Origin of the sequence: Streptomyces graminilatus, assembly GCF_001418565.1 — a bacterium.
Classification (GTDB): domain Bacteria; phylum Actinomycetota; class Actinomycetes; order Streptomycetales; family Streptomycetaceae; genus Streptomyces; species Streptomyces graminilatus.
Genome location: NZ_LIQQ01000040.1, coordinates 1 through 17,002 on the forward strand (window position 1 = coordinate 1; position 17,002 = coordinate 17,002).

Below are 17,002 nucleotides of genomic sequence, written 5' to 3' on the forward strand. Positions count from 1 at the left end.
ACCTGGCCCCCAACCGTCCCGGCGAGGCCCTCCAGATCGCCCTGGACCGCGACCCGGGCCCGCCCCACCGCCTCCGCCCGGACCCCAGGCGGCGCGCCCTGGCGGCGGAACAGACGGTGGGCGAGGCACTGGAGGCTCTGGAGGGCGCGGGCTGGCACACCCTGCACTCGCTCCCCCTGCCCGGCGGCGACCGGATCCACCATCTGGTGATCGGCCCGGGAGGCCTGTTCGCGGTCCACACGCTGTACGCCCGTAAACAGCGGGTAGTGGTCACCGACCCGATGGTCTCCGTGGCCCGCCGCGATCCGTACCCCCTGCTCCACAGGGTCCGCGCGGACGCCAGCCGAGCCTCGTACGCCCTGACAGCCGAGGTCCACCCCGTCCTGGCCCTGGCGGGCCCGGCCACCCTGAGGGTGCCGGTACCGCTCCGCGAGGTCAGAGTCCTCCAGCACACGGACCTCGCGGGCCTGACACGACTGGGTGGCGTGCTGAAGCCGGCGGACGTGGAGGCGTTGCATGCGGTGGCGCGGGATCGGGGGACTTGGGGGCGGGTGTAGGGGCGGCGCGTTGGCGGGGGCATGTTCGGACGGCCGCCTTGCCTGGGAACGGCGGCCATCGGAGGGACAGGAAGGATACGTCCTATGCGCGGCCCGCGATGCGCGCGGTGCCGGGCGACGTCCGGCCACTCTGGCGGCAGTCCGGTGCGGATGGGGGCGCCGGCTGGCCGTCGAGGGCGCGGCACAGGGCGGCGTGGAGGTGTTCGGCCTCGGCCGGGGTGAGGGTCAGGGCCGTGTCGGTGAGGTGGTCGCCGTCGCGGGTCAGGCGGAGTGGGACGGCGAAGAGGCCGTCCTCGGTGCGGCAGAGAGGTCGTCCGGGGGTGCGCTCGACCTTCCAGGTCATGACGGCTGCCCCTTCTCCTCGGGGTGGGCGATCCGTGCGAGGCAGTACGTGCCCCACAGTTCCCGTCCTACCTCGCAGCCGTCGCGTGCGCTGCTCTCGTGCTTGCAGGTGTCGCACTTGCGGGCGTGCTCGAACCAGAGGCGGTAGGCGCGCAGCATGGTGTCTTCGACCTGCTGAGCGGCGGCCTTGATCTTCCCCGCGCTCATCACTTGGCTCCGTTCAACCGCGTTGGGAATGCTTCCTGTTGGGGCTCCTTGTGGCGAACCCTGTAGGTGCGAACGACGTTGCTCCCTGTGGTCATGACGTAATGGTGGCCGCGCAAAGTCCTTGCATCTAGGACTTTCAGAGGGCTTTATATTGCCACTAATGGGACTTCCATTGCCCCTTTCGGATGAAAGGGCATGCAAAAGAGGGCTCGTTGTGGCAGTGTCGGCGGTGGTCTAGTAGGAGGTGGATCAGTGGGCCGGTCCGCAGGCAACACCCGTCTGAAGTCGGCTCGGCTGGCCGCGGGGTACGCATCACAGCAGGCTCTCGCCGATGCTCTCGGCGTGGGAGTACGTCAGGTGCGGCGCTGGGAGTCGCCGAACCCGCCGTGGCCACAGCCGGACGTACAGCAGGTGCTGACCCGCACGCTCGGCCAGGACCTTGAATCGCTGGGGTTCACGCCACCGGACGGCATGGCCGCCAACAGCAGGCATCGCACTGCGCTCACCGCGATGCCCCTGGCAGCCAGTCATGCCGCGATCCCCACTCAGGCCGTGGCCCCGCTCCAGCCCGCCACCGTCGCTGCGGACTACGCGGTGGTGACGCGATCGCACAGGCGCCTCTACCGGTCGGTCGCTCCGGCCGTGCTGCATCCGCCAGTGCTCGCGCACTCGACTCTCGGGTGTGCTTTGCTGCCCCAGACGGCGGGGCAAACTCGTGCGACCGTTGCGGTGGCGCTCGCTGAGACCTTCATGCTTGCCGGCCGGATCGAGTTCTTCGACTTGCGTGAGCCCGAGCGTGCCGCGCAGACACTGCTTCGCGCGCTGCAAGCGGCGGCCGAAGCAGATGCCCCGTTGCTCGGCTCGGCGATTCTCGCGCACACAGCGTTCATCCCGGGGTGGGAGGGCCGCCGGGACGAGGCCGTCGAGCGTATGACCGCGGCCCGTACCTACGCGCGCCGTGGCCCCGCCTCCGCGGAATTCCTCGCGTGGCTCGACGCGGTGGAAGCCGAGTGCGAGACGCGTTGCGGCAACTCCCGAACAGCGCTGCATCTGATCGGGCATGCCGAAGACGTCCTTGCCTCGGGCTCTGAGCATGCGTCGCCCGAGTGGCTGGACTGGTTCAGCCCCGCGCGGCTGGCCGCGTTCAAGGGCAACACGCAACTGACGGCAGGGCATCTGCCGCAAGCCCGCGAAACGCTGCTCGCCGTCCTCGGCTCATTCAACTCCGGTGAGGAGAAGCAGACAACCGTCGTCCTGGGCGACCTGGCCGCCGTCGAGGCTGCGGCCAACGACCCCGAGGCCGCATGCCGGTACGCACTGCGGGCGCTCGATCAGTTGGAACGTACCTGGTACGCGATGGGCATGGACCGGGTGCGTGAGGTGCGGCGCGCATTGGTGCCGCACCAGCACAAGCGGTGCGTACGGGAGTTGGACGACCGGCTGTACGGCTGGTCGACGACGGTCAGCGCGCTGGCTCGCTGACTTCGTTGAAGTCCCGGATCAGCGCGGGCAGTTCACTGAGGCTCTCGATCCTGAACACCGGGAGCTTCTCCGCCTCCTCGGTCCGCCACTGGATCGTCGCCCAGGGGCCACGACGCACCAACGCGGTGTGCATGCCGGCCGCGACCGCCGGGCGCAGGTCGTTGTCGACCCGATCGCCGACGTACAGGATCTCTCCGTCCGCGAACGGGACGACTTCTGCGACGCGCCGGAAGAACTCGGGGTCGGGTTTGCTCGCGCCCCAGTCGTCTGAGGTCCCGATCAGATCGACATCGTCAGTGAACAGTTCCCGGAGGATCTTCCCGGCCCGGACCGTCTGATTGCCCGCGATGCCGAGCCACAGTCCGTCGGCCCGGAGCCGAGCGAGTGCGGGCCGTACGTCGTCGTAGAGATCCGCCTCACCGAACGCCTCCGGACGCCCGGCGGCGGAACGCTTCTCGCGCTCCTCGTCCAGATCGAACCCGGGCCGGAACTCCTGGAAGGTCTCCCGGTAGTCGCGCCCTTGAGCGATGACCGCACCGAACACGGCCGCGAAGGTGTGACGCGGCACCTGGAGCCAGTCGGCCCAAGTCCCGTACTCCCTCGTCTCGTCCACAAGACACTCGCCGACGTCGAAGACAACTGCGCGAATCATGAGCGCGATTATCCACTGGCTGCGCGTGCTGGTGGGTGCGACCAGCGCAATCTCCCCATGTCCTCCGTGCTCAAGCGGCTCAAGGCCGTTGCGGCAGCAGGAGCGGGGACAGCAGGTCCCCGTACGACCGTAGTCGGGGTGGGATGTCCCCGGCCCTGAACGTGAGTTGGGCCGGATCCGTGCACCCCGCCACCTCCTCCCACGTCACCGGTGTCGACACCGTCGGCTCCGGGCGTGCCCTCAGGGTGTACGGGGTCGCCGTCGTCTTCCTGGCCGCGTTCTGGCTGTAGTCGACGAAGACCTTGCCGGGGCGCAGGCTGCGCGTCATGCGGTGGACGACCAGGTGGGGGAGGGCGCGTTCCGCCTCGACCGCCAGTTCCTTCGCGTACGCCGAGATCTCGGAGGACGTGGTCCGGGTCGCCGGAGCCGCCAAGAGGTGCAGGCCCTTCGAGCCGGATGTCTTCGTATACGCCTCGATACCGTCCGCCGCCAGCCGCTCCCGCAGCCAGAGCGCCACCTCGCAGCACTCCACGATCGTCGCCGGATGGCCGGGGTCCAGGTCCAGGACCAGCCGGTCGGCCTCGCCGGGGGAGTCGATCAGCCACTGCGGCGTGTGGAACTCCGTGACCAGGTTCGCCGCCCACATCAGCGAGGGCAGGTCCTGGATCAGGACCATGCGGGCCGGGCCCTCCGAGCGCGGGACCACCGATGTGGTGACCCAGTCGGGCGTACCGGGCGGCACGTTCTTGGTGAAGAAGACCTGGCCGTCGGGGCCGTCCGGGTAGCGGAGGAAGGAGACCGGGCGGTCGAGGAGGTGGGGGAGCATGGCCTCCGCCGTGATGGCGTAGTAGTGGAGCAGCTCGCCCTTGGTGAAGCCTGTCGCCGGGTGGATCACCTTCTCCAGGTTCGAGAGGGCCACCCTTCGCCCCTCCACCTCCGTGATCGGCGTCATACGATGAGAATCCCACGAAAGCGGGGCAAAGCCACCCTCGTAGGCCTTGTAGGCCCCAGCAGGAAGGTTCTCCTGTGCGATCCATATGGAACGGCGCCATTTCCTTCGGGCTGGTCAGCATCCCGATCAAACTCGTCAACGCCACCGAGAGCCACTCCATCTCCTTCCGGCAGATCCACGTCGAGGACGGCGGACGCATCCGGTACCGCAAGGTGTGCGAGATGGAGGACCGCGAGGTCCGTGGGGACGAGATCGGCAAGGCGTACGAGGGTGCCGACGGGACGATGATCCCGATCACCGACGACGATCTGGCGTCGCTGCCCCTGCCCACCGCCAAGACCATCGAGATCGTCGCCTTCGTGCCCGGTGACCGTATCGATCCGCTTCAGATGGACACCGCCTACTACCTGTCCGCGAACGGGGTCCCGGCCGCAAAGCCCTACACCCTGCTGCGCGAGGCGCTGAAGCGCAGCAAGAAGGTCGCCATCGCCAAGTACGCGCTCCGGGGGCGGGAACGCCTCGGCATGCTGCGTGTCGTCGACGACGTCATCGCCATGCACGGGCTGCTCTGGCCCGACGAGATCCGGGGCACGGACGATGTCGCACCGGACACCGGTGTCACCGTCCGCGACCAGGAACTCGATCTCGCCGACGCCCTCATGGCCACCCTGGGCGAGGTCGACCTCGCCGACCTCCACGACGACTACCGCGAAGCCGTCGAGGAGCTCATCGCCGCCAAGGCCGCCGGCGAGGAGGCGCCGACCGTCCCGGCGCCGAGCGGTGGCGGCAAGGTGCTAGACCTGATGGCCGCACTGGAGCGGAGCGTCCGGGAGGCCAAGGAATCGCGGGGCGAGGTCGTCGCCGAGGAGTCGGAGGGGGAGGAAGGCGCGGAGGTCGAGCCCATCAGGGCTCGCGCCACGGGTCGTACGGCGGCCAAGGCCGCGCCCAAAGCCGCGTCCAAGGCCGCCCCCAAGGGAGAGGTCGGGAAGAAGTCGACCTCCACCGCGAAAAAGGCCGCCACCAAGAGGGCCGCTGCGGCCAAGAAGGCCGCCACCGGCGGCGAGTCGGCCGGTTCCACCCGCAAATCGACCAGCGCCACTCACAAGTCGACCAGCGCCACTCACAAGTCGACCAGCGCCGCCGGGAAGACCACGGCCAAGAAAGCCCCCGCCAAGAAGGCTGCCGCTCGCAAGCGTTCGGCATGATCCGCTCGTTTTGTCGTGTCATGCCTCTTGTTCTGTAGGGGGGCGTGGAATTGGATGGTCTGTCAGTGTCGCCGGGCGGGGGTCCTTGGCGGCCCTTGGCCGTGCCGAAGAGGCATCCAGGTATGCCCGGATTCGGTCGCCGCGATGCCGACATGAAGAATTTACAAGGTTTCCGTTGCCTGCTCCCTTTGTTTCCGAGGTATGAGCCGGAAGTGAATTCAACCGGGTTTCCGGCTGCCCGTTGACGGGCAGGGCCCGTCGCCGGGGGCTGCGGTGACGTCGAAACTGATTGGAATTGGGCAGTTTTTCGGGACTTGGGCTCGCGGTACACCGGTGGCCGAATGGAATCGGCCTCGTAGGGAATGTTCCGCGCCATATTGACTCGTGAGTAATGTCGGCGCTAGCTTCCCGTTGGTTTCCCTCCCGAGGTGAAGTGCGTCCGCGTCACACAAAACCCCCACCGAGCAGTTTCACCGAATATTTCGGAGAATCATGACGTCTGCCGTGCGCGCCGTAGACATGATCGTTGGAGTCACCCCGTTCGGTGAGCCGGACGCCAGGCTCGCTGCCGCCGTCAGCCGGGCAGGCGGTCTGGGGGTACTCGACCTGGGCCTCGGTGACCGGAGAGCCAGAGAAGCGCTGGCGAGAATACGCCGCCTCGCCTCCACATCCGCCTCCGGCGACACCTCTCCCTCCGCCTCCCGCGTCACCCCCGCCTCCGGTACTTCCGGCTTCCGCTACGGCGTACGCATCGGCCCCCAGTGCCGGCTCACCCCCGCCGACCTTCTCGGCGACGGCGGCCCCGACACCGTGATCCTCGCGCCCGATGCCGCCGACGCGTTCCGATCGGACGCCGGGTTCGCCGCCCTCGCCGCCCGCCACCGCGTCCTCGCCGAGGTCACCGACCTGGCGGAGGCCCTTGCCGCCGTCCGCGCCGGTGCGCACGGGCTGATCGCCCGGGGCAGTGACGGCGGCGGCCGGATCGGTGACCTCAGTACCTTCGTCCTGCTGCAACGGCTCCTCGCCGAACCCGGCATCGCCCTCCCCGTCTGGGCCCGCGGCGGCATCGGCCCCCGTACGGCCGCCGCCGCCGTCGCCGGGGGAGCGGCCGGTGTCGTGCTCGACAGCCAGCTCGCCCTGCTTGCCGAGTCCTCGCTGCCGGAGGCGACGGCTGCCGTGCTGCGCTCGATGGACGGCTCGGAGACCGTCGTCGTGGCGGGTCACCGCGTACTGCACCGGCGCGGCCCGGACGCCCCGTCCGTCCCGGCCGGCGATCCGGTGGCGGTCGCGGCGATGCTCGGCGCCCAGGACCCGCGCACCCAGCTCCTCCCCGTCGGCCAGGACGGCTTCCTCGCCGCCCGCTTCGCCGACCGCTGGGGCGACGCCGCCCGCACGGTCCGCGCCCTCACTGACGCGGTGCGCGATGTCGTACGAGACGTCGTACAGGACGGTGAAGGGGGTGGCGGGCCCGTACGCGCGTTGCGTGCCGGTTCCCCGATGAGCCGGGCCCTCGGCACCCAACTGCCCGTCGCGCAGGGGCCGATGACCCGCGTCAGCGACCAGGCGGGGTTCGCCGCCGCTGTCGCCGCGGGCGGCGCGCTGCCGTTCGTCGCGCTGGCCCTCGCCAGTGGCGAGCAGACCCGGACCATGCTGGCCGAGACCCGGGAAGCCGTCGGGGACGACCGGCCCTGGGGTGTCGGCGTACTCGGCTTCGCGCCCGAGGAACTGCGAAACGCCCAGCTCGAAGCCGTACGGGAGCTGCGGCCCACGCACGCGATCATCGCGGGCGGCCGTCCGGCCCAGGCCGAGGCACTGGAGCGGGCCGGGATCAGCACCTTCCTGCACGTGCCCTCACCGGGGCTGCTGAAGCAGTTCCTGGAAGCCGGGGCACGCCGGTTCGTGTTCGAGGGGTCCGAGTGCGGCGGGCATGTCGGACCGCGCGGCAGCTTTCCGCTCTGGGAGGCTCAACTCGCCGTCATCGACGACTACTTCGCCGGAGCGCCGGACAAGGACGCGGCGCGGATCGAGGTGTTCTTCGCGGGCGGTGTCCACGACGAACGGTCGGCCGCGATGGTCGCCGCCCTCGCCGCCCCGCTGACCGCGCACGGTGCGTCCGTCGGGGTGCTGATGGGCACCGCCTATCTGTTCACCGAGGAGGCCGTGGCCTGCGGAGCGGTCCAGCCGCTCTTCCAGCAGCAGGTCGTCGACGCGACCGCCACCGCGCTGCTGGAGACGGCACCCGGTCATGCCACCCGGTGCGTACCCAGCCCGTTCAGCGACAACTACCGCCAGTTCGAGGCGGAGTTGAGGGAAGGCGGGACGCCCGAGCGGCAGATCTGGGAGCGGCTCGAACGGCTCAACGTCGGGCGGCTGCGCATCGCCAGCAAGGGCGTCGAGCGGGACACCGAGGGCGAGTTGGCGGCCGTTGACGAGCAACGGCAGTTCACCGAGGGCATGTTCATGGCCGGGGAAGTCGCCGTACTGCGCTCCGCGACCACGACCGTCGACGCACTGCACCACTCCGTGGCGGGCGGTGCCGCAGACTTCCTCACCGGCAGGGCGGCGGAACTGCGGGAGCCGCTCGGTGTGCTCCCCGCCGAAGAGACCGCGCCGCCCGCGCCCCTCGATGTCGCCGTCGTGGGCATGGCCTGCATGTTCCCGGACGCCCCCGACCTCGCCTCCTTCTGGGCGAACATCCTCGGCGGTCACGACGCGGTGAGGGAGGTGCCGGCCGACCGCTGGGACCCCGCCGTGCACTACTCGGCGGCCGACGGGGACGGCGGGGTCACACCGTCCAAGTGGGGCGGCTTCCTGCCCCGCATCCCCTTCGACCCGCTGTCGTACGGCATTCCGCCGACCTCCCTCGGCAGCATCGAGCCCGTCCAGCTCCTGGCCCTCGAAGCCGCCCGGCGCGCCCTCGCGCACGCCGGATACGGGGACCAGGGGCGGGAGTTCGACCGCTCGCGCACCTCGGTCGTCTTCGGCGCGGAGGCGGGCAGCGACCTGTCCAACGCGGGCACGCTGCGTGCCGTACTGCCCTCGTACTACGGCAAGGTCCCGGACGGGCTCGCTGACCAGTTGCCCCGGCTCACCGAGGACTCCTTCCCCGGGATGCTCTCCAACGTCATCTCCGGCCGCATCGCCAACCGCCTCGACCTCGGCGGCGCCAACTTCACGGTCGACGCCGCGTGCGCCTCGTCCCTGGCCGCCGTCGACGTCGCCTGCAAGGAACTGGTGAGCGGGACCAGCGACGTCGTGCTGTGCGGCGGCGCCGATCTGCACAACGGCATCAACGACTACGTGCTCTTCTCCTCCGTGCACGCTCTGTCCCCGACCGGGCGGTCGCGCGCCTTCGACAACTCGGCGGACGGGATCGCCCTCGGCGAGGGCGTCGCGTGCGTCGTGCTGAAGCGGCTCGCCGATGCCGAGCGCGACGGCGACCGGATCTACGGCGTCATCAAGGGAGTCGGCAGCTCCAGCGACGGGCGCTCCCTCGGGCTGACGGCTCCCCGGCCCGAGGGACAGCGGACGGCGCTGCGGCGGGCGTACCGCAACGCCGGGGTGTCGCCCGCCGAGGTCGGGCTCGTCGAGGCGCACGGCACCGGGACCGTGGTCGGTGACCGAACCGAACTCGCCATCCTGAGCGAGGTGTTCGGCGACGCCGGAGCCAAGTCGGGGGCCGTCGCGCTTGGTTCGGTCAAGTCGCAGATCGGGCACACCAAGTGCGCCGCCGGACTGGCCGGCCTCATCAAGACCGTGCTCGCCCTGCACACTGGTGTCAAGCCGCCCACCCTGCACATCAGCAGACCCAACTCCGCCTGGGAGGCGGACAGCAGCCCGTTCGTGTTCCACGACCGGGCGCGGCCCTGGGCCGCACCCGCGAGCGAACGACTCGCGGGGATCAGCGCGTTCGGATTCGGCGGCACCAACTTCCATGTGGTGCTTGAGGCATACGGCGACTCGACCCCGCCCACGCACGGGCTCGACGCCTGGCCCGCCGAACTGTTCACGTTCCGCGCGGCGGACCCGGCGGGGGCCCGGCGGGCCATCGAGGACGTACTGAAGGCGGCGGAGGACGAACAGTCGTCCTGGCGACTGCGCGACCTCGCGCTCGCCGCCTCGCGCCGCTCCGACGCCCGGCACGAACCCGTTCAGGTCGCCGTCGTGGCAACGGACACGGCGGCGCTCGCCGGGCAGTTGCGGCGGGCACTGGCGGGGGAACACGACCCGCGCTCCGGCGTACACCTCGCCGCCGCCCGGGACCCCGAGGAGACGGCGGGCCAGGTCGCCTTCCTCTTCCCCGGGCAGGGCAGCCAGCGCACCGGGATGCTCGCGGAGGTGTTCGTCGCCCTCCCCGAGCTCCAGTACTACCTGGAACTCGGCGCCGACCACGCCGACCTGCTCTATCCGCCCGCCGCCTTCGACGACATCACCCGCGACCGCCAGCACACCGCGCTCACCGACACCCGGGTCGCCCAACCGGCCCTGGGCATGGCCGGCCTCGCCGCGCACGCCCTGCTCACCACGGCGGGCGTACGCCCGGACATGGCCGCCGGACACAGCTACGGCGAACTCGTCGCCCTCGGCGCGGCCGGCGCCCTCGACCCGGAGACCCTCCTCGCACTGAGCGCCGAGCGCGCGACCGCGATCCTCGCCGCCGCCGGTACGGCCAATGGTGACGACCCGGGCACCATGGCGGCGGTGTCGGCGGGCGCCGCCGACGTCACGGCCGCCCTCCACGCCGCCGACGCCCCCGCCTCGGTCGTCGTCGCCAACCACAACTCGCCGCAGCAGACGGTGATTTCAGGTCCGACGGCAGCGGTCGACGAGGCGGTACGACTGCTGCGCGCCGCCGGGCTCGGCGCGAAGCGCATCCCCGTCGCCTGCGCCTTCCACAGCCCGCTGGTCGCCGGGGCCGGGGACCGGTTCGCGACGGCTCTTTCCCAACAGTCCGTCCACACACCCGAGTTCACGGTGTGGTCCAACCGGACGGCCGCCCCTTACGGCACCGACGCCGACGAGGTACGGGCCGAACTCGCCGCCCAGATCGGCGCCCCGGTCGCCTTCGCCGCCCAGATCGAGGCCATGTACGAGGCCGGTGCCCGGATCTTCGTCGAGGCCGGCCCGGGATCCGTACTGACCCGGCTGGTCGGCGCCATCCTCGGCGACCGCCCGCACCGCACGGTCGCCTGCGAACCGCGCCCCGACAGCGGACTGCGCGGCTGGCTCGACGCGCTGGCCCAACTGGCCGTCGCGGGACTGCCGGTGCGCACCGGATGGCTGTTCCACGGGCGCGACGCCGTCGACGCGCTGCGCACCAAGGCACCGAAGCGGCCCGGCTGGACGGTCGACGGCCACCTGGTCCGCACCGCCGCCGGTGAACTCCTCCCCGGTGCCCTCGCACCGGCCCGACGCGTAGTGGAGACGACGACAGTGACCGCGAATCACCAGGACGGCGCCCCGGCCGGCGACAGGGACGCGCTGATCTCCGAGTTCCTGCGCACCAGCCGCGAGATGGTCGCCGCCCAACGGGACGTACTCCTCACGTACTTCGGCGCGACACCGGGCCAGTGGATACCGGGGCCATCGGCACCGGAGCCCCTGCGGGCAGCCCAGCCCCAGCCCCAGTTCCAGCAGGCGATGCCCGCACCCACGTATCCGCCCGCGCTCTACGCGGTGCCCGAGCCGGGGCCTGCCCCCGCTGCCACTGTCGCTCCCGCTCCCGTTTCTGTGGGGTTCGCGGAGGCGGATGTGCTGGGGGTGGTGCTGGAGATCATCAGTGAGCGGACCGGTTATCCCGTGGACATGATCGAGCCGGATCTTGATCTGGAGGCTGATCTGAGTATCGACTCGATCAAGCGGGCCGAGATCGCTGGTGAGTTGGCGGTGCGGCTCGGGATCGGTGGTGCTGGTGATTTCGCGGTGCTTGGTGATGCCGATGTGGAGGATCTGACCAAGGCTCGTACGGCGGCCTCCGTGACGGGATGGCTGGCGGCGCGGCTCACGGCGGCTGGGTCACAGGCTGGGTCTGCCGCCGCTGCCACTCCTGCTGTCGCTCCCGCTCCCGTTTCTGTGGGGTTCGCGGAGGCGGATGTGCTGGGGGTGGTGCTGGAGATCATCAGTGAGCGGACCGGTTATCCCGTGGACATGATCGAGCCGGATCTTGATCTGGAGGCTGATCTGAGTATCGACTCGATCAAGCGGGCCGAGATCGCTGGTGAGTTGGCGGTGCGGCTCGGGATCGGTGGTGCTGGTGATCTCGCGGTGCTTGGTGATGCCGATGTGGAGGATCTGACCAAGGCTCGTACGGCGGCCTCCGTCACGGCGTGGCTGGTGGCGCGGCTCACCGGCCCGTGCGAGGTCGAGGAGCCGGGGGAGGCAGCGCGACCTCTCCGGCCGGGGGCGGTCGAGGCGGTCGACGCGGTCTTGGAGGTCACCGGTGAGGCGCCGAAGCGCTTCCAGTTGCGGCCCGTACTGCTGGAGTACCAGGACGGGCACGGGGCCGGGACCGGGGCGGTCGATCCGGCCGCCGTGCTGGCCGGAAAGCGGTTCGCGATCCTCGGTGACGACGACGGCGGTGCCGTGGCCCGGGAGGTCGCGGCGAGGCTTGCCGGGCATGGGGCCGAGGCGGTGGTTCTCGGGCCCGGCCATCTGTCGACCGGGGAAGACGGGCCGGCCGGGCAGGATGGGCCGGCCAGGCTGGATGGGCTGGTCGGGCCGGTTGACGGAGTGCTGTACCTCGACCCGCTGGCCTCGTCCCGGCCGCCGGTGCTGCCCGAGGCGTTCCCCGTGTTCAAGGCCGCCCTGGGACTCGGCCCGCGCTGGCTGTTCGGCGTACGTGTGGTCGGGCAAGGAAGCCCGTACGGGGACGAGTTGAGGACGGCCGGACTGCACGGGCTGTTCCGGACGATCGCCAGGGAGTACCCGGAGACGGACGCGCGGATCATCGATCTCGTCGACCTCATCGATCCCGGCGACCTTGCCGACGGTGAGACGGGCGCCGCCGCTGTCGCCGACGCGCTGCTCGGCGAACTGATCGCCTCCGACCGCCCCGACCGCTCCGACCGCAACCCGGTCGTCCTGCGAACGGCCGCCGGTCGCCACGGACTTGAGCTGGTCGAGACCCCGCTCGGCACACTCGGCACCACCGGCGCCGGACCGGCCGGCGACGGTGCCGCGGAGGCCGCGGCCCTCGGGCTGGACCGGGACAGCGTGGTGCTGCTGGTCGGCGGGGCGCGGGGCATCACCGCGAAGTTCGCCGCCGCGCTGGCGTCCGCCTCCCGCTGCCGGATCGAACTGCTCGGCCGTACCCCCGCCCCCCAGGGCCCGGAGGACACGGTCACGGCAGCCGCCCGTACCCGGGCCGAACTGCGCACGGCCCTCGCCACCCGGGGCGGAGCGACGCCCGCCGAGATCAACCGTGAGACCGAACTCCTGCTCGCCCAACGGGAGATCACCGCCACCCTCGACGAACTGGCGGCCCTCGGCAGCCCGGCCCGCTACCACTGCGTCGACTTCAGGGAACAGGAGGCGGCCCTCCAGGCGGTGAAGGAGATCCACGCCGAACACGGCCGCCTCGACGGGGTCGTCTACGCGGCCGGGGTGATCGAGGACCGGCTCATCGCGGAGAAGACCGCCGAGTCCTTCCAGCGTGTCTACGGCACGAAGACGACCGGTGCCGAAACACTGCTCGGGGCGCTGGAGCAGCTCCCCAACAGCCCTTCCTTCGCAGTCCTGTTCGGCAGTATCTCGGCTGTCCTGGGCAACCGGGGCCAGGCCGACTACGCCGCCGCGAACGACGCGCTCCAGAGTCTCGGCACCGCCTGGGCGGCCTGTACCGGGCAGCGGGCCCTGACCGTGCACTGGGGGCCGTGGGCACCGACCGGCGGCCACACCGGCATGGTGACCCCCGAACTCGGGCGCGAGTACGCCCGACGCGGGGTGCGGCTCATCGACCCCGAGGAGGGCACGGCCGCGCTGCTCCGCGAACTGGCCTGGGGCGAGCAGCCGGCGGGCGCGGTCGTCTACACCTCGTCGGGCTGGTAACCGACATGACGGAGCGTCACATCAGCGGTTCGCCGGACGGTACGTCGACGCCCGTGGCCATTGTGGGCATGTCCGTGCTGCTGCCCGGCGCCGCCGACCTCGACTCCTACTGGCGGAACCTGCTCGCCGGAACCGACGCCATCACCGACGTACCGGACGGGCGTTGGGACACGGACGCCTACTACCGGCCGGACTCCTCCGGTGGCCGTGCGGTCGCCGACCAGGTGTACTGCCGGCGCGGCGGCTTCGTGGACGGGCTGGCGGAGGTGGAGGTCACCCGGTTCGGGATCATGCCGAACTCCGTCGCGGGCACCGAGCCGGACCAGCTCATCGCGCTCAAGGTGGCCGCCGCGGCCCTCGCCGACGCGGGCGGCGACGACCACCTGCCCGACCGGCATCGCGTCGGCGTGATCCTCGGCCGGGGCGGCTACCTCACCCCGGGCCTGGTCCGGCTCGACCAGCGGGTCCGTACGGCGGGTCAGCTCGTCCGCACACTCGGCGAGTTGATGCCGGAGCTGGATCCGGTCCAACTCGACCGCGTCCGTACGGCGTTCACGGACCGACTCGGCCCCGACAGCCCCGAGTCGGCGATCGGGCTCGTGCCCAACCTGGCCGCCTCCCGGGTCGCCAACCGGCTCGACCTGCGCGGACCCGCGTACACCGTGGACGCGGCCTGCGCCTCCTCGCTGGTGGCCGTGGACCAGGCGGTGAACGAACTGGCGTCCGGGCGCTGCGACTTGATGCTCGCCGGGGGAGTCCACCACTGTCACGACATCACCCTCTGGAGTGTCTTCTCGCAGCTCCGCGCTCTCTCGCCCAGCCAGCGCATCCGCCCCTTCCATCGTGGCGCCGACGGCATCCTGATCGGTGAGGGCACCGGCGTGGTCGTCCTCAAGCGCCTCGCGGACGCCGAGCGCGACGGCGACAGGATCTATGCCGTCATCCGGGGCACCGGCGTGGCCAGCGACGGCCGGGCCGCCGGGCTCGTCAACCCCGACCCCGGCGGCCAGACCCACGCCGTACGCCAGGCCTGGCGGGCCGCCGGACTCGACCCCGCCCAGCCGGGTTCGATCGGCCTCCTGGAGGCCCACGGCACGGCGACCCCCGCCGGTGACGCCGCCGAACTGGCCACGCTGGCCGAGGTGTTCGGGCCGGGGAACGGCGCGTACGCGGGCGGCAGCGCCCCGGCGGTGATCGGCTCGGTCAAGTCGATGATCGGGCACACCATGCCCGCCGCCGGGGTCGCGGGCCTGGTCAAGGCCGCCCTGGCCGTCCACCACGGCACGCTCCTGCCCACCCTCCACTGCGACGACCCGCACCCCGCCCTCGCGGCCACCCGGTTCCGCCCGCTGGACCGGGCGGCGCCCTGGGAGACGACGGCCGAGCAGCCGGTGCGGCGGGCGGCCGTCAACGCGTTCGGGTTCGGCGGGATCAACGCCCATGTGGTGCTGGAGGAGGCGCCGGGGGCGCGTACGAGGACAACGGCATCCCCCGGGTCGACGTCCGCGGGGGCTTCTCCCGGGCCGACGGTGACCGTCGCCGAGCCCGAGCGCGTCCTTCTGCTCGCCGCCGACACCCCCGAGGGCCTTGCCGCCCTGCTCGACGCCGACGACACGGCCGTACTCGCCGCCGGTCTCGACACCACCCGTACGCATCCACAGGCCGGGCCCGCCCGGCTCGGCATCGTCGACCCGACCGCGAAGCGGCTCACGCTGGCGCGCCGGGCGGTCGCCAAGGGCCGGGCGTGGCAGGGCCGTAGTGACGTCTGGTTCCGCTCGGAGCCGCTGCACACGCATGTGAAAGGCGAGTTGGGTCGGCTCGCGTTCGTCTTCCCCGGCCTCGAAGGAGACTTCGAGCCGCGCGTCGACGACATCGTTGCCCACTTCGGCCTCGACGGGGTGTTCCCGACCGGCGAACGGGCCGAGGTCGGGGACGTGGGCCGGCACGGGGTCGGGGTCGTCGGGGTCGGGCTGCTGCTCGACCGGGCGCTGCGCCGAATGGACATCGTCCCGGACGCGGTGGCCGGACACAGCGTCGGCGAGTGGACGGCGATGGCGGCGGCCGGACTGTACGACGGCGACGAGGTCGGCGCCTTCATGGCGACCTTCGACCCCGACACGTTGAGCGTGCCGGGGCTGGCGTTCGGGGCGCTGGGCACGTCCGCCGAACGGGTCCTGGCGGCACTCGCGGAGGGCGCCTGGGCGGACTCCGGGATCGTCCTCTCGCACGACAACTCGCCGGGCCAGTCGATGGTGTGCGGCCCGGACGCGGCGGTCGAGGAGTTCGTCCGGGCGTTCCGTGCCATGGGTGTCCTCAGCCAGGTGCTGCCGTTCCGGTCCGGCTTCCACACACCGATGCTGGCGCCCTATCTGGCCCCGATCGAGCAGGGCGCGAGCCGCTTCCGACTCCACCCGCCGACGGTTCCCGTCTGGTCGGGGACGACGGCCGCGCCCTTCCCGGCGGCCGAATCGGCGGTGCGAGAACTGTTCGTACGGCATCTGCTGGAACCGGTGCGCTTCCGGCAGTTGGTCGAGGCGATGTACGCGGCCGGGCACCGGACCTTCATCCAGGCCGGTACCGGCCAGCTCGGCTCCCTCATCGGCGACACGCTGTCGGGGCGCGATCACCTGGTCGTCGCCGCCAACTCCCCGCACCGCGCGGGGCTCGCACAACTCCGCCGCGTGGCAACGGCGTTGTGGGTGTCGGGGCGGTCTACGACACCGGGGGTGCCGCACTCTGACACTGGCGTCGGCGTCGGCGGCTCCGCGTCCACGGGTGCCGAGTCCCGTGGTGCCGGTTCTACCGACCGATCCACGGAACCGGCCCGTGCCTGGGGTTCCGTGCCGGTGCTGCCGGGTGTCATCGCCGGTGGCGCCGCGCCACGTACTGCCGGTCCTGCCGCCCGCTCCACCGAACCGGCGCGCGCATCGGCCTCCGTGCAGGGGGATCAGCCGTCCCGACGGCCCCCCGTCCGCCTCGACCTGGGCGGAGCCCTTGTCTCCCTCGACGAGCCGACGCTCAAGCTACTGCGCGCGGAGTTGAGCTCGGCCCTGAGCTCGGGGCTGAATCACGCGGGTACCCCGGCCACTCGGGAGGCGGCGCGGAACGCGCCCCGACAGGAGCGCGGGGAACTGCGCGACCAGCCCCCACCGGCGCGCGCCGAAGCCGCCTCCGCCGCGCCGCCGGGCATCGGTACCGCGCCGGTTGCCGCCCCGGCACCGGGGGTGGCTCAACAGCGACGCGCCGCCGGGGTGTTGGGCGTCACGGAGATACCCACCACCACCGGTCTCCCCGTTCTGCCGGGCGCCACCGGGCTGACGTCCTCCCTGGACGCGCTCGCGGACCGCTTCCCAGCAGCCGCCGAACTCGGCGCCCTGCTGCGGGAGACGGCGGACACCGCAGCCGAGCTGATCGGCGCGGGCCACCGCCGTCCGGTTACCGCAACGGGCTACTCCGCCGGAGCCACTCAGAACCCGGGTGGCCCAGCCGCTCACCTCGCCCCGACCATCGCACCCGGCTCCACCACTCACCCCACCCCGGCCACCGCACCCTCCGCCAC

The 17,002-nt window shown here is 71.6% G+C and carries 9 protein-coding genes; 5 read left to right on the plus strand and 4 right to left on the minus strand.

The genetic code is table 11. The annotated features are described in order from the left end of the window. On the plus strand, positions 1–557 hold a 557-nt coding region (locus AOK08_RS04985; protein WP_055524009.1), incomplete at its 5' end, for a nuclease-related domain-containing protein. Positions 558–639: 82 nt separating this feature from the next. Here the strand turns inward: AOK08_RS04985 and AOK08_RS04990 are convergent. Beyond that, a complete protein-coding gene (locus AOK08_RS04990) occupies positions 640–900 on the minus strand; it encodes a hypothetical protein (RefSeq protein WP_055524010.1) in 261 nt (86 codons plus the stop codon). After that, positions 897–1,106 (minus strand): hypothetical protein, encoded by a 210-nt coding sequence (locus tag AOK08_RS04995; RefSeq protein WP_055524012.1) that lies wholly within the window; start codon positions 1,104–1,106, stop codon positions 897–899. The genes AOK08_RS04990 and AOK08_RS04995 overlap by 4 nt, the downstream gene beginning before the upstream one ends. A gap of 252 nt (positions 1,107–1,358) precedes the next feature. On the opposite strand from AOK08_RS04995, the gene AOK08_RS05000 reads away from it, so the two are divergent. Continuing rightward, positions 1,359–2,588: a helix-turn-helix domain-containing protein gene (locus AOK08_RS05000; protein ID WP_055524014.1), complete on the plus strand. Its 1,230-nt coding sequence runs from the start codon at positions 1,359–1,361 to the stop codon at positions 2,586–2,588. Here the strand turns inward: AOK08_RS05000 and AOK08_RS05005 are convergent. Beyond that, positions 2,569–3,240, minus strand: a complete 672-nt coding sequence (locus AOK08_RS05005; protein WP_055524016.1) for an HAD family hydrolase — start codon at positions 3,238–3,240, stop codon at positions 2,569–2,571. The two genes, AOK08_RS05000 and AOK08_RS05005, sit on opposite strands and share 20 nt — an antisense overlap. Positions 3,241–3,319: 79 nt before the next feature. Further along, positions 3,320–4,192 (minus strand): non-homologous end-joining DNA ligase, encoded by an 873-nt coding sequence (gene ligD, locus AOK08_RS05010; protein WP_055524018.1) that lies wholly within the window; start codon positions 4,190–4,192, stop codon positions 3,320–3,322. A 74-nt stretch (positions 4,193–4,266) separates the two neighbouring features. On the opposite strand from ligD, the gene ku reads away from it, so the two are divergent. The 3 genes from ku to AOK08_RS05025 form a co-directional block, all read left to right on the plus strand. After that, positions 4,267–5,397 (plus strand): non-homologous end joining protein Ku, encoded by a 1,131-nt coding sequence (gene ku / locus AOK08_RS05015; RefSeq protein ID WP_055524020.1) that lies wholly within the window; start codon positions 4,267–4,269, stop codon positions 5,395–5,397. A 492-nt stretch (positions 5,398–5,889) separates the two neighbouring features. Further along, on the plus strand, positions 5,890–13,443 hold the full coding sequence (locus AOK08_RS05020; RefSeq protein WP_055524021.1) for a type I polyketide synthase: 7,554 nt from the start codon (positions 5,890–5,892) through the stop codon (positions 13,441–13,443). 5 nt (positions 13,444–13,448) lie between these two features. Further along, positions 13,449–17,002 (plus strand): type I polyketide synthase (locus tag AOK08_RS05025; RefSeq protein ID WP_241826836.1); only part of this gene is annotated, 3,554 nt, incomplete at its 3' end.